This is a genomic window from Streptomyces sp. NPDC056224 (genome assembly GCF_042267665.1).
Classification (GTDB): Bacteria; Actinomycetota; Actinomycetes; order Streptomycetales; family Streptomycetaceae; genus Streptomyces.
Genome location: NZ_JBHJTK010000047.1, coordinates 1 through 14,156, shown reverse-complemented (window position 1 = coordinate 14,156; position 14,156 = coordinate 1). Strand labels below are relative to the sequence as shown.

General features: G+C 67.8%; 7 protein-coding genes and 1 pseudogene. 5 read left to right on the top strand and 3 right to left on the bottom strand.

All coding sequences use genetic code 11. The features are described from left to right. Positions 1–404: 404 nt before the first annotated feature. The 5 genes from ACFCZ1_RS33015 (at position 405) to ACFCZ1_RS32995 (ending at position 10,740) form a co-directional block, all read left to right on the top strand. On the top strand, positions 405–7,247 hold the full coding sequence (locus tag ACFCZ1_RS33015; protein ID WP_376681956.1) for a polymorphic toxin-type HINT domain-containing protein: 6,843 nt from the start codon (positions 405–407) through the stop codon (positions 7,245–7,247). 75 nt (positions 7,248–7,322) lie between these two features. Then, positions 7,323–8,072, top strand: a complete 750-nt coding sequence (locus ACFCZ1_RS33010; protein ID WP_376681955.1) for a hypothetical protein — start codon at positions 7,323–7,325, stop codon at positions 8,070–8,072. Between the two features lie 147 nt (positions 8,073–8,219). After that, the gene (locus ACFCZ1_RS33005) at positions 8,220–8,984 is read left to right on the top strand and encodes a Mu transposase C-terminal domain-containing protein (RefSeq protein ID WP_376681954.1); all 765 of its coding nucleotides are present in this window, start codon (positions 8,220–8,222) and stop codon (positions 8,982–8,984) included. Beyond that, positions 8,933–9,682, top strand: coding sequence for an AAA family ATPase (locus ACFCZ1_RS33000; protein WP_376681953.1), 750 nt, complete (start codon positions 8,933–8,935; stop codon positions 9,680–9,682). The genes ACFCZ1_RS33005 and ACFCZ1_RS33000 overlap by 52 nt, the downstream gene beginning before the upstream one ends. Continuing rightward, positions 9,679–10,740: a hypothetical protein gene (locus tag ACFCZ1_RS32995; RefSeq protein ID WP_376681952.1), complete on the top strand. Its 1,062-nt coding sequence runs from the start codon at positions 9,679–9,681 to the stop codon at positions 10,738–10,740. The genes ACFCZ1_RS33000 and ACFCZ1_RS32995 overlap by 4 nt, the downstream gene beginning before the upstream one ends. A 46-nt stretch (positions 10,741–10,786) precedes the next feature. Here ACFCZ1_RS32995 and tpg read toward each other — a convergent pair whose 3' ends face one another. The 3 genes and pseudogenes from tpg to ACFCZ1_RS32980 form a co-directional block, all read right to left on the bottom strand. Further along, on the bottom strand, positions 10,787–11,341 hold the full coding sequence (gene tpg / locus ACFCZ1_RS32990) for a telomere-protecting terminal protein Tpg (protein ID WP_376681951.1): 555 nt from the start codon (positions 11,339–11,341) through the stop codon (positions 10,787–10,789). Positions 11,342–11,620: 279 nt separating this feature from the next. Next, positions 11,621–13,597 carry a hypothetical protein gene (locus ACFCZ1_RS32985; protein WP_376681950.1) on the bottom strand — a complete coding sequence of 659 codons (1,977 nt, stop codon included), beginning with the start codon at positions 13,595–13,597 and terminating at the stop codon, positions 11,621–11,623. 74 nt (positions 13,598–13,671) lie between these two features. Continuing rightward, positions 13,672–14,156 (bottom strand): annotated as a pseudogene (locus tag ACFCZ1_RS32980) (hypothetical protein); the annotation flags it as partial.

Sequence of the window (14,156 nt, the reverse complement as noted above, 5' to 3'; positions counted from 1 at the left end):
GCAGAGCTCGGGTCGCGGCGGTGGCCGCACTCGCTGTTCTCGTCTCTGGCCCGGGTCTACCCGTGGCCCAAGCGACTGACAAGCCGCCAAAGGTCTGGGTTCCGCCGAAGACCGCGCTGCCCAACTCGAAGGCGGTGAAGGGGTCCAACGCCAAGCCCGAGGCGCAGGAGCCGCCTGCGGCCAAGGCGTGGAAGCCTGTCAAGAAGTCAAAAACTCCCGCCGGTTCCACGACGGTTGAGGTCGGCGCCCGGCCCGCGCCGCAACCCGCCAACGGCTCCGGACCCGTCCAGGCCGGCAGCTTGCCGATTTGGGTTGCGCCAGCAAAGAATGCAAAATCGTCGGCTGCTCTGTCTGAACTCGCCACCTCACCTTCCGCTACCGGCACGGGCAGCCTCAAGGTCGAGGTGAAGGACGCGGCGAAGACCCGCGCAGCCGGCGTGAACGGCGCCCTGATCGCTCTCACCGAACCCGCGGGCGTCACCGCCTCCGGCAAGGTCGAGGTCGGCCTCGACATCGCAGCCTGGGCGAAGAACACCAGCGCCAACTGGGCAAGCCGCGCCCGACTGGTCCAGCTCCCCGCGTGCGCGCTCACCACACCCGGTGCCGCAGGCTGCACAACCCGCACACCAGTGGCCTCACACACCGACGCCTCCGGGCACCTGGTCGCCGAGGTACAGGTACACAAGACCCCCAGCCCTTCCGTTTCACTGCTCAAGTCGCAGCCCGACGCCAAGTCCGCTCCCGCCGCAGCCCCGCAGATACTGGCCGCAGATGGCATAGCCCTGGGCGTTGAACCGGGTCCGTCCAGCAGTCTCGGTGACTACTCCGCGACCCCGCTGCTGCCGTCGGCTTCCTGGCAGGCCGGGGCGAACGCGGCGAACTTCACCTACGGCTACACGGCCGAGGTTCCTTCGGCCATCGCCGGGGCGGCGCCGAGCGTGGTGCTCGGCTACGACTCCGCCTCGATCGACGGCCGTACCGCCTCGACGAACGCCCAGTCCGGTCTGATCGGTGAGGGCTGGGACTGGCACCCGGGCTCGATCTCCCGCTCGTACAAGGGCTGCAAGGACGCGGGCATCGCGGAGTCGGGTGACGAGTGCTGGGCCGGCGACATCCTCTCCCTCTCGTTGTCCGGCCACGCCGGACAGATCGTCCGCGACGACACCACCTGCGTGTACCGCCTCCAGGGCGATGACGGTACGAAGATCGAGCGCCTGACCGGCCAGCGCAATCCGGCCTGGAAGGGCGAGGGCTTCAAGGTCACCACGACCGACGGCACCCAGTACTACTTCGGCTCCAACCGCCTGCCCGGCGGCGACGGCACCGACCCCGAAGCCAAGTCCGTCTCCACCGTCCCGGTCTACTTCAACAGCGGCCAGGACAAGTGCCTCGGCGCGGACACCCCCGCCAACGGCACCTGGCAGCAGCTCGGCTGGCAGTGGAACCTCGACTACGTCGTCGACCCGCACCAGAACCTGATCTCCTACCGCTACGAGCAGGAGAACAACTACTACGGGCGAGGCGGCGGCCAGAACAACGGCACCGGCACCTCCACCCTCTACCAGCGCGCCTCCTACCCGACCTGGATCGGCTACGGCCAGCGCCTGCCCGACCAGGTCACCGCGAAGGGCACCGCCAACACCGCCGCCCAGATCTGGCTGCGCACCGCCGACCGCTGCTTCGAGACCGGCGCCGCCTGCGACCCGGCCCAGCGCAAGACCAACCCCACGGCCTGGGGCGACACCCCCGTCGACCAGGAGTGCGCCGCCACCGGCCAGTGCCTGAACCTGTCGCCCACCTACTTCTCCACCAAACGCCTCACGAAGATCGACACCGAGGTCCTCGGCACAGGCGGATACCGCAACATCGACTCCTACGCCCTCACCCAGCACTTCGCGGACCCCGGCGACGGCAGCTCGCCGACCCTGTGGCTCGACTCCATCAAGCGCACCGCCACGAACGCCAGGACCCCGCTGTCCGTGCCGGCCGTCACTTTCGGAGAGCCCAAGCAGATACCCAACCGCGTCGACGGCGTGGTCAAGCGCCCCGACGGCACTGAGGCCGGCGCTTCCCGCTTCAACCGGCCGCGCATCCAGACGATCACCACCGAGACCGGTGGCCAGATCAACGTCGTCTACAAGGCCCCGGAGTGCTCCCGCGTCGCAGGCACGATGCCGGCGGCCGCGGACAGCAACACGATGGCCTGCATGCCGGTCAAGTGGTACCTGCCAGGCCAGTCCTACCCGGACCCGGTCGACGACTGGTTCCACAAGGTCGTCGTCCAGTCCGTCACCCAGCAGGACAAGGTCGGCGGCCAGGTCAGCCAAGTCACGGACTACGCGTACGGCGGCGGCATCGCCTGGCACCGCAACGACTCCGAGTTCACCGACCCCAAGACCCGCACCTGGGACCAGTTCCGCGGCTACGCCACCGTCACCACCCGCACCGGCAGCGGCAACAGCGCCGAAGCACCGCGCACCAAGTCCGTCGCGACCTTCCTGCGCGGCATGGACGGAGACGTCCTCGCCAACGGCACCAAGCGCAGCGTGAACGTCCCCGACGCCCAGGGCGGCACCATCAAGGACGAAGAAGTCCTCTCCGGCTTCGTCCGCCAGACCCAGACCTACGACCGCGACGGCGGCACCGTCATCGCCGACGAGGTCTCCACCCCCCTGCTCAAGCCGAACGCGACCGCGACCCGCACCCAGTCCGGCGGCATGCCGCCCATCACCGCCCGCGTGATGAACACCGGCACGGTCACCAGCCGCGCCAAGCTCGCCGACGGCACCTGGCGCACCAGCCAGCGCACCTCCACCTACGACGACACCCTCTTCTCCCGCCCCCTCCAGGTCGACGACAAGAGCGACCTCTCCCGCCCCGACCAGCGCCTGTGCACCACCTTCGAGTACGCCACCGGCCCCGGAAGCGCGCTCACCCAGCTCGCCTCCCGCACCTTTGTCCTCAAGGGCACCGGCGGCTGCGCACAGACCCCGAACGCGGCGAACACGGTCGGCGACACCCGCGCCTACTTCGACAGCAAGCCCCTCGGCCAGGCCGGCACGACCGCCGACCAGACCGGCACCGAGGTCCTGGAGAAGTACGACACCGCGGGCAACCCCGTCTACCGCCTCAACGTCATCTCCACCTACGACGTCTACGGCCGCATCGCCACCACCACCAACAAGGTCCGCAAGGACGCCGCCCATCCTGACGGCGCGGTCACCAAGACCGAGTACCGGGCCCTGCCCAACGCCCTGCCGTACGAGGTCACCCACACCAACCCGCTCGGCTGGAAGACGGTCACCACCCTCGACACCGGCCGCGCGATGCCGATGAAGACGACCGACGAGAACGGGCACGTCGCCGAGCGCGGCTACGACGCCCTCGGCCGGGTCACCACCATCTGGCAGCCCGGCCAGGACCGGACCGTCGACCCGCCGGTCCGCAAGTTCTCGTACAGCATGAACGGCACCAACGCGCCGACCACCGTTCTGAGCCAGACACTCATGAACGACAACTCGTACATCTCCAGCTACACCATCTACGACGGCCTCGGCCGAATCCGCCAGACCCAGGCCCACACCCCCTCCGGCGCCTACGGCCGGATGATCACCGACGCGCTCTTCGACTCGCACGGCTGGCAGGTCAAGACCAGCGCGCCGTACTACAACGACCAGGCCGCCCCCGGCGGCGCCCTGTTCCTGCCCAACGGCGGCGTCACCCCCGACAATCACATCCCGGCGCAGACCGTCTCGGTCTTCGACGGCCTCGGCCGCACCACCGCCTCCGTCTTCCAGTCCTTCGGCATCGAGCAGTGGCGCTCGAAGACTGAGTACCCGGGGGCCGACGAGGTCCGCACCATCCCGCCGGCCGGCGGCTACGCCACGGCCAGCATCACCAACGGCACCACCTCCGTCCTGCGCCAGTACAAGAGCAACACCCCGACCGGCACCGACTACGACGAGACCACGTACGAGTCCAACACCCAGGGCCAGGAGCTGCGCCGAAAGGACTCCGCCGGCAACGAGTGGACCTTCGCCTATGACCTCCTCGGCCGCACGGTGAAGACCACCGACCCGGACTCGGGCATCGCCACCACGGTCTACGACGACAGCAAGAACCTCGTCACCGTCACCGACGCCCGCAACAAGAGCGCCACCACCGTCAGCGACCTCCTCGGCCGTACCACCGCCACCTACGAGGGCACGGCCGTCGACCCGGCCAAGCAGGTCGGCGCCTTCACCTACGACACCAAGGCCGGGGCCCTCGGCAAGCCGGCCACCACCACCCGCTTCACCGGCGGCACCTCCGGTAGCGCCTACGTCTCCGAGATCACCGGCTACGACAGCGGCTACCGCCCTCTCGGAACCAAGGTCACCATCCCGGCCACCGAGAAGCAGCTCGCCGGCACCTACGAAACCAAGAACACCTACGACAAGTACGGGCAGCTGAAGACGACCGAGCTGCCGGCCATCACGGCGGCCGGGCTCGCCGCGGAGACGCTCACCTACGGCAGCAACATCGCCGGCAGCTTCACCTCCCTCGACAGCACCATCGGCTCGCAGATCACCCCGTACGTCGTGGACATGCGCTACGACCCGTACGGCCGGGCCATCCGCACCACCATCGGCGACACCGGCAAGCAGATCGTCTCCACGGTCGACTACGACCTGGCCACCGGCCGACCCGTCCGCTCCACCCTGGACAAGCAGACCGCGACCAGGGCCAGCGTCGACGTCGTCGACTACACCTACAACCGCGTCGGCCAGCTGACCTCCATCAGCAACACGCAAGACGGCGCCGCCCGCGACCTGCAGTGCTTCACCACCGACTACCTCGGCCGCATGACCCAGGCCTGGACCGACACCGGCACCACCACGACAGCGCCGCAGCCGAGCGTCCGCGCTATCGGCGGCTGCGCCAACAGCACCGGTCCCGCGGTCGACGGCACGGGCAAGCCGAGCGTGGGCGGACCGGCCCCGTACTGGCAGCAGTACGAGTACGACAAGATCGGCAACCGCACCAAGCTGGTCAAGAAGGACGTCACCGGCAACACGGCCAAGGACACGACGGTCACCCAGACCTTCGGCACCGCCCCGAACACGGGCACCGGAACGGGCGGCCCGCACGCCCTGATGAAGTCCACCGAAACCAGCGCCACCGGCACCAAGGTGACCTCGTACACCTACGACGCCACCGGCAACACCGCCTCCCTCACCAGCACCCCGGGCACCAAGACTCTGACCTGGAACGACCAGGGCAAGCTCGACAAGATCACCGGAACCGGCGAGAGCGCCGGCACCAGCTACGTCTACGACACGGGTGGCAACCAGCTCATCCGCCGCGACCCCGGCAAGACCACGCTCAACCTCGGCCTCGACCAGATCACCCTGGACACCGCCACCAGCAAGGTCTCCAACGTTCGCACCTACGGCGCCCCCGGCGGCCTGTCCATCACACGCACCACCACCGCCGGCACCTCAACCCTCACCTACCAGTCCTCGGACCACCACGGCACCAACGGCGTCCAGTTCAACGCCACCGACCTCGCCCAGACCCGCCGCCCCGCCGACCCCTTCGGCAACGAACGCGGCATCCAGCCCGCCCCCGGCACCTGGGCCGGCGACAAGGGCTTCGTCGGCGGCACCAAGGAACAAGCCACCGGCTTCACCCTCCTCGGCGCCCGCGAATACGACCCCACCACCGGCCGCTTCATCAGCCCCGACCCCATCATCGACGCAGGCGACCCCCAGCAGTGGAACGCCTACGCCTACTCCAACAACGACCCGTTCAACAATTCGGACCCCAGCGGCGAGCTGTACATCCCCAGGGCACCCAACTCGTTCATCACCGAACCGAAGACGACCCCGTCGCAGGGCGCGCAGAACGAGCTGAATGAGGCGAACAACCAGCTCAATCAGTCGAAGAAGAAGCGCGAGGAACTGAAGCACGCAGTCGTCGACCTGATCGGTGACCTGATCGGCTACAACGACGCCCGAGACTGCTTCACCAAGGGCGACGTCATGGCCTGCATCAACACGGCCCTCAACGCCGTGCCCTGGGGCAAGCTCCTGAAGGCAGTCAAGGTCGGCATCAAGGCCTTCAAGATCTACAAGGAACTCAACAAGACCTACGACGCCATCAACGCCGGCGAACGCAGAGCCGCCAAGGCCATGGAAGCCTTCACCAAGGCCAAAAAGGCCGAGGACGAAGCAGCCGACGCAGCAGCCAAGGCAGCAAAATCAGGCGAAACCAAAGCTGAATCAGCCAGCGACAGCGCCGGTACAGAAACCAAAGCAGCCAAGGCAGAAGACGACGTCGAGTCCCAAGGCAGCGGATCCGACGCCAAGAGCGATTCGAGCCCGTCCTCCTGCAAGGCCTCGGTCAAGACGAACAGCTTCCCCACAGGCACCAAGGTCCAGATGGCGGATGGCAGCACCAAGGCCATCCAGGACATCAAGGTCGGCGACACCGTGATGGCAACGGACCCGCAGACCGGCGAAACCCGCCCGAAGCAGGTCACCGCCACCATCACGACCCCCGACGACAAGGAATTCACCGACCTCACGCTCACCGACGACGCGAGCCCCCGCGGCCCGCCCGTCGCAATCACCTCCACCTCTCACCACCCCTACTGGAGCGAGACCCGACGCCAGTGGTCCGACGCCGGCGACCTCGTCCCCGGCGAACAGCTCCGTAAGCCCGACGGCACCACCCTCACGGTCCAGGCCACCCGTAACTACCCCTACGCCGTCACCACGCACAACCTCACCGTCGACGACTTCCACACGTACTATGTGGTCGCAGGCGGGACCTCAGCACTCGTTCACAACTGCTCCACTGCGGATGAACGGGCGCATGCCAGAGCATCGGAGAATGCTGCATATTCCAGCAGGCCGGACGTTGCTACCGGCGGGTACCTCTGGGTTCAGGGGCACGGAGAGTTTGACCTGGCTTCCGATCGGCTCCATCCGTTGATCAGAGCCAACATGGGCGAGATTCCTGCTGCGGCGAGCCCCGGCGGCGGTAAGTTCTTTGGCTCGCATGTCGAGGTTCAGGCGGCCACTATCATGAGGATTCTGGCCAAACAGTCGGGATCCGGGGGTTTGACTGGCCGACTGATGGTTTCAAAGCCTGGCGGGCCATGCGGTTTCTGCACGCCAAACGTGGCAGGAATGTTGCCGGGGAGCTCATCGCTAGCGGTTCGATCTCAGCGCGGGCAAGTTTTCAGTGAGGTACCCTTCTGATGCATTCGCCAGGGCGCGGCCCAGTTGCCGCGCCTTGGCTGCTTTCCTGCAGGCCACTAAGCTGGCCTTATAGACATGAACGGCGATAAGTTGAATCCATGTGCGATCATCGATCTCACCGACTGGGCTGAGCTCGATAATGCCGACGGGTCGGCCTTCCCGGTTACTCCGACCAAGCTGCGCGACTTGGCGTCGGGTGACTTTTCCGCGGTAACGAGTTCACTCAACCACCTGTATGACGCTCTCCTCAACGACGGAGTCGTCTACTCTGCGACCGCGCCGGCTTTCAGGTATGTCGCCGCACTTTTGGGCGACCGCGAAAGTCGAGCCGCACTCACTCCTTCATGGGATGGGGAAAAATTCCCACTTCGAGGCAAGCTCCTTTCATGGCTGGCCGACGTGGCCTTCGATGTCAGCATTGAGCAGGAGCAGCGCATTCGAGAGTGGGGGGAATATTCGCTGACCGAGCCATTTCCCGCTTTCCTGAACATCAGGAGTATTTACCCGGAAGCTTTTCCGGGCGTCGCCTCCTACTTTGATGACTCTGATCCGAGAGTGGTTGAGGCGGCTCTTGTTGCGGCCGTTCGATTTCTGGAGTTCCCGGCATTGGCGATGCACCGCAGGAGGTTGACCCCTTTGGTGGAGAACGTTCTAGCGCAAAGCTCCAGCGAACGGCATAGAAGTTTGGCCTCCGAGGCGTTGGCGTCTTGGGAGCAAGGGCGCATGTTGATGGAACGCCCTACCGATCCACTCCCCTCCGACGGGCGCGGGAAGGATCACAATGCGCACGACAAACGGGGATCAGTTGACGAGCCGCCGTTTTAGTGGGCGTGCCCGGACTCGGCCGGCTCAGCCCACGAAGTCCCGTACCCCTTGGGACACCGCGTCGTCGCCGAGGAAGTCGTTGTGTTCCAGGTGCGATGCGCCGGTTTGGTGTCAGTGGGGGATTGGCAGTGACGGTCCGTCAGTCAGGTGCGTGCTGGCGAGGACTTCACCGCTCGTCTGCTGGGCTGGGTGGAGTGGTGGAACACATGCCACCTGCCCCAGCCGCTGGACGGGAAGTCGCCTCTGCAGGCCTGGGAGGCGGATCCGACTCCGGTGCGGGAGGTCAGCCCGGAGGAGCTGTGGACGTTCACCCTGGAAGACGACGGCCGTGTGCGGGTGGTCTCTACCCGCGGGGTCCGGTTCCGTAGACGGGACTATGTGGGGCCGTGGATGACGGGCTTGGCCGGTACGGGGGTCAGGGTGCGGTTCATGCCGCACCACGATCACCGGATCGAGGTCTTCGACGCCACGAACGGCCGCTACCTGGGCCCCGCGACCGTCGCGGATGAGGCGAGCCCGGAACAGATCACCGCGGTCCGCACCGCGCGTGCCGCGCGCAGCCGGCGTCTGCGCAGGGACCTGTCGGCGGCGCAGCGTGAGCGCTATGCCGCCGCGACGCGGCCGGGGAAGCCGGAGCGGCTGGGGGCGGTGTCCGCGGTGGAGGCCGGTGCGGAGCTCGCGGAGGCTGACCGGGGGGACATGGCGAGCCTGGCACTGCCGGACTTGATCCCGCCGGCTGCCGCCCCGCCGGGCTGGCGTACTCCGCCGTCGCTCGCCGCCCGCACTCGCCGCGGCCCTCAGGACGGTGGGCCGGCAGCGCAGCCGGGCGGCGACGGGCAGGGGCAGGACGGAGGTCTGCGGTGGCAGCGCCCACGTATCAGTACGTCGATCTGCCCGACGCCTCCATCGTGACCACGAGGGCCCTGCTCACTGCGCGGGAGAACATCGCGGACACGGTTGCCGCGCGGGCGATGATGTGCATCCACGGCAACGCCGGCTTCGGCAAGACCTTGGCGGTCAACACCTGCCTGCACGAGCTGGAAGACACCTGCGGCGAGGAAGTTTGCCGGGTCACCTTCCGGGCCCGCCCGACCGCCCGCGCGGTGCGCTACGAGCTGTTCGAAACGCTCCGCCTGCCCGGGGAGCCGCCGCGCCATCCCAGCGAGTTCGACCGCCTGCTGAAGACCGCCCTGGCCGAGCGGCCCCGCACGTTCCTCGTGGATGAGGCGCAGTGGCTCAACGGGGAGGCGTTCGAGTACTTCCGCTACCTGTGGGACGAGCCCGCCACCCAGATCGCGATCGTCTTCGTCGGCGGCGCCGGCGCCCACACCGTGCTGCGCCGCGAGCCGATGCTGTCCTCCCGGATCTTCATCTGGCAGCAGTTCACCCGCCTCACCCCCGAAGAGGTCCTCGACGTCATCCCGCTCTTCCACCCCGTCTGGGAGGACGCCGACCCCGCTGACATCACCTTCGCCGACGAACAGGCCGCTCACGGCAACTTCCGCGCCTGGGCCCAGCTCACCGCCCACATGCGCACCGCTCTGGAGCGCACCGGCCGCCTGCGCCCGGACCGGGACCTGCTGCGCTGGGCCTTTAGTCGCCTCGCGTGACCACACCTGCCACGCCCCGCCTGGCCGTCGTCCTGGACTGCGGGGACGACGCCGCCTTCACCCACGCAGCCTTGGCTGCCCATGCTCCAAGGGACGGCCGCGTCACCCTGCACCCCACTCCGGGAGCGACCAGCGAGACCGCACTGGCCGCGGACCTACTCCTTGCGCTGGGCAAGGAGCCTCACGTCCCGGGCCGCTTCCCGCACGGCAGGCCGCCGTTGTGGGAAGCGGCCGCGGCATGGGCGACGGCGCGGGCCGTCACCCGCCTGACCGTCCTGCGTGCGCACCTTCTCGACGACCGCCGCCTGCAGCGCCTCCTCGGCCTGTGGCGGCAGACCGGCATCCACCTCACTCTCGTCGTTCACCGGCCCCGTCTGACTGCCGCTGCGGGCCGTACCCTCGCCGCTACCGACCACACGACCGTCGACACGCTGGCCGAAGCCAGAGCCCTCTTCTACGGCAGCGACGCCCCGCCACCCGGCACACAGGCTTCCGCGGCGCCTGCGCCCTGGCGCTGGATCACCCTCGATGCCCTGGATCGTTTCGTCTCCTACGACAGTCCCCGGCCTTGTACCACCGCCTGCACTCCGCGGCCGATCGTCTACCGGCAGCGCCCGGCACCCATCCCCCCGACCCAGGCCCAGGCCGTCCAGCTCACCGACCGCTTGCACAAGGCGACGTCGCACCCAGCCCGAGCCGCCGCCCTCGCGGCAGCCGTCGCCGCCGGTGCCTCGTTCCAGCAGCTGGCTACCGCCCGCCCGGACGGCTTCGACCCCGCCGCCGGCACCCTCACCCTGCACGATCAAGCCCGCTACACCGACGGCTGCGCCATCTACCCCGTGCCCGCCTGGGCACGCGGCTTCCTCCACGCCGCCGCCCAGTTCGCCCACCTGACCGACGCCGCCTGCCTCCTGGCCGCTCCGGCCGACCGCCCTGCCCTGCTGCGCCTGGCCGAGAGCATCAAGATCCGTCCGCCTCAGCCCCCTCCTGCCTGGAGGAAAGAGCGACGGGGGCCGGTCGTCTGGGACTGGCGGGAGCAACGCGAGGCACTGGGCTAGAAGGCCCTGTGCCCTCCTGCTTCGCCGCTCGCCGACGGCACACCCACTACGCGAGTCCGAACTCGATGAAGTCGACCTCCCTGAGCCTCACCTGGAGGGCATCTGCCCGCCTGCCCGCTGCCCGGAAGTACACGTGTCCCAGCGCCCGGCCCAGGATCATCAGGTACTGCCGGTCCGGGGCACCTGCCTCCCAGGCGGAGAACAGTTCCCGGGCTACCTCGCCGGGCACCAGCGCCGTCAGAAGCCGGTGCCGCGGGTCATCCGAACCGCCAGCCCCTGCCGAGAACCCGAACCGCGCCCGGGTGTGCACCACCAGCCCCTGCCGCTCCGCGGAGGCCCTGCGCCGCGCACGCACCAGTGGCTGCCACCGAGCCCGTAGCCGTGTGTCGATCAGTGCCGCGTGCCGGGCAGAGGGCTTGGCCCGTGCCGCTGCCCTGCGAGCGGTCCACCGCTGGATCGTCCGCAGGGACACGCCCAACTCCCGCGCCACCGTCTGCTTGGAGCCCTTCGCCCACCTGAGCAGCGCAGCCAGCTGCTGCTCGGTGGTCTCCGGTACCGGCCGCGTGTACAGCAGCCTTTCGAGCCCCGCCCCGATCACCATGACCCTCCACCAGCCGAGCAGCCGTCATGACTGGTTTCTCATGCATCGTGGTGCTGGGCGGATGGAATGCCGATCCTTCTGTCATGAGGTGCCGAGATGAGGTAGAGGTACTGGCCAGGCCAGCGCGCACCCGACCGGGGCGACGGCCCGTGATTATCTGGCCTGGCCTTCGCGTCATCGGAGCGGAAGGGTGGCCAGACCCGTTCCCTTCCAGCCTCGTATGACGGTGAGGGCCTTGGTACGCGGTCCTTCCAGTGCACCCGGTCGGTGATGGACGGGTCACTCGCAGGCGGCGAGGAGTTCGTCGACGGCAGTGCGGATGTCTTCGTCCTGGGTGAAGCCGCGCCAGGCGCCGCTGCTGCGTAGGCGCGGGTCGTGGTGGGGTAGGGCGTGCAGGAGTTGGGCGGCGGGCCGCGCGGCGGGTCCGATCTGTGCCAGGTGGCGCACTGCTGGGAGCATGACGGGAAGGTAGTTGCCCTTGGCCAGGCCCTGGATGGCGGTCATCAGCGCGGGGACGGCGGTCTCGGTGTCGCCGGTCGTGGCCCACAGGGCATGGGCTGCCTCGACGCGGGACCAGGGGTCGGTGTCGGTGGTCATCGCCCGGATTCGGTCCGCGAAGCGGGCAGCGTATGGGCCGAGGTCGGCGAGCTTGCGCAGGGCAGGACGCGGGATGCTTCCCTGGGCCGCGGCCAGTTCGAGTGCCTCCAGGAGCGGTCCTGGCTCACCACTGACTTTCCAGTGGGCCCATGCCGCGAGCTCCGTGTGCGTCCCGCCTGCGTCCGCCCGAGCCAGCAACAGTTCCCGGGCCCCGTTGCCCGCCGGTCCGATGGCGGCGATGGCGAGTGCCGCGCCGTCCCAGTTCTGGTCGTCCTCCATGAGGCTGAGAAGCTGCGGAACCGCTGCCTTCGCGGCAGGACCCCAGCCCGCAAGCACCTGGCAGAAACGGTTGATCACCTGCTGGTCCGTGGTCGTACCGAGCTGGTCGCAGACAGCTGGCAGTAGCCGCTCTACGTGGTCCGCAAGGCCTCGCAGTACCTCGGGGAGGGATGGGAGGACCGCATGGTGCCAGCCGGCGGTGGCGGGGTAGCTGGCGGAGTTCGACGCGAACCCGGACCGCGCGCCGGCCACCAGCTCGATCACGCCCGGCAGGCAGCGCGGATCGTTCATCCTGGCCAGCGCCCACAAGGCAGCCTCGCTGACGGTCTCCTGCTTTCGGGTCGTCCTCGCGGCGTTGTCGCCGATCAGCGCGGCTACCTCGTCGGCGTGGGCAGCGGACGCGGGACCAAGGCAGGCCAGCAGCTCGGCTGCCCGGAATCGGGCCTCGCCAGCAGGGTCGTTCAGGCGGGCGGCGACGCGGGGGAGAAGAGCAGAGGCAGGGGAGCGCCACTGGGCCAGCAGCCCTGCTGCCTGGGCCAGGGCGCCGGTTCTCTGCTCTTCGGCGGGATGGTTATTCAGTAGGCCAAGAGCGAAGCCGGTGGACGGCCCGGGGAACAGGGCTGCGGTCCGGTGCTGGACACCCTGTACTCCGGAGTCCATCGCCGTAGTGTGGCGCCACAACTCGACACTGGGGTCCCGGACCGCCTGCAGCAACAGCTCCAGCCGCTGTTCGGGAAGGTCCGGCTTGCTTGGGGCGAGTGCGTGCACTGCGGCCAGGCGCACCTGTGCCTCCGGGGCATTGAGCAGCCCCTGAAGGAGGTCGAAGACTTCGGCGGCGTGCAGGCCCGCGGGCTGTCGCAACACAGCCTGCCCGAGTGCGAGGATCACATCGAGCTGGGTCGCTGGATCATCCTCGGCCTGCCAGCGCTGCAGCAGCGAAGGCAGGGTCAGCTCACCAGAGCTGCCGCAGACACCGACCACGTCAGCGGCGTCCCGCCGAATCCAGGGCTCAGGGTCCCCCAGTAGGACCAGAACCTCAGGCAGGGCCCGCTCCCATGCTGGCCGCCAAGCGGGATCGAGGAACCTCTCGATGACCTGCTCCGCCTCCGAGGCCAGCCTTGCCACCAACTCCATCACCGTGCGACGACATGTCACCTCAGGAGTCGCGGCAAGACGCAGGAGGAAGGGCAGCGCAGCTGATGCGGCAGAGCAGAGCCAACCACCTTGATGAAACAACAAGTTGAGCAGGTCGCACGCTGCCTCCTCGGCATCGTCCGGGTCCGGCCCCGCGCACCGACGCAGCAAGCCGGGCACGTCCTCGGCCGACCCGTAGTTGTGCTTCAGCGCCGCCCAGTCGACAGCATCCAATCCCACCCACATGCACGCGACCCTACCGCCACGCCAGGTGTGGTGCCCCGCCCCGTTTCCCGAGTTCATCCGTTTCACAAATTGAGTCATCGACCGGTCTTCCTTTCAAAGGCTGGACCAGAGACATGTGGGACTGTATCCCCGCCGAGGAGTGGCACACCTTCTGGCCCACCTCGCCCCAGAACAGTGAGAGCCGCCCCATGGCGCGCCGGCCCGACCCATAGCCTTCCCCCAGCACCAGGAGACAGAAGGCCCGCTCCTCGTTGTTGCGGGCCACCCGCGAAGCGGGCTGGCCCTGGAGGCGAAGCCGGAAAGGCCCAATCAGAGTTTTTAATTAGTCCAGAAAGAGGGAGACTTTTTAAGCCTAAAAGTTCTAATCGTTCATACTGTTCCAAGTTTAGCTGTTTTTTAGCTTTATTAAGCATATTATTAAAACGAGATAATCTTTTGGCTTGATCTAGAGATACAGGATAAAGCTTAGGCACTTCAGAAATCCTTAAACCGCCTTCGATTTCATGTAATATTCGCTTACTAAGGTTATCTTTTCCTGTTATGGTCTGAGTCATATATT

Coding starts and splice junctions, on each gene's coding strand:
- ACFCZ1_RS33010 (WP_376681955.1), top strand. CDS start 7,323: ATGAACGGCGATAAGTTGAATCCATGTGCGATCATCGATCTCACCGAC.
- tpg (WP_376681951.1), bottom strand. CDS start 11,341: ATGGTGATCGGGGCGGGGCTCGAAAGGCTGCTGTACACGCGGCCGGTA.
- ACFCZ1_RS32985 (WP_376681950.1), bottom strand. CDS start 13,597: ATGTGGGTGGGATTGGATGCTGTCGACTGGGCGGCGCTGAAGCACAAC.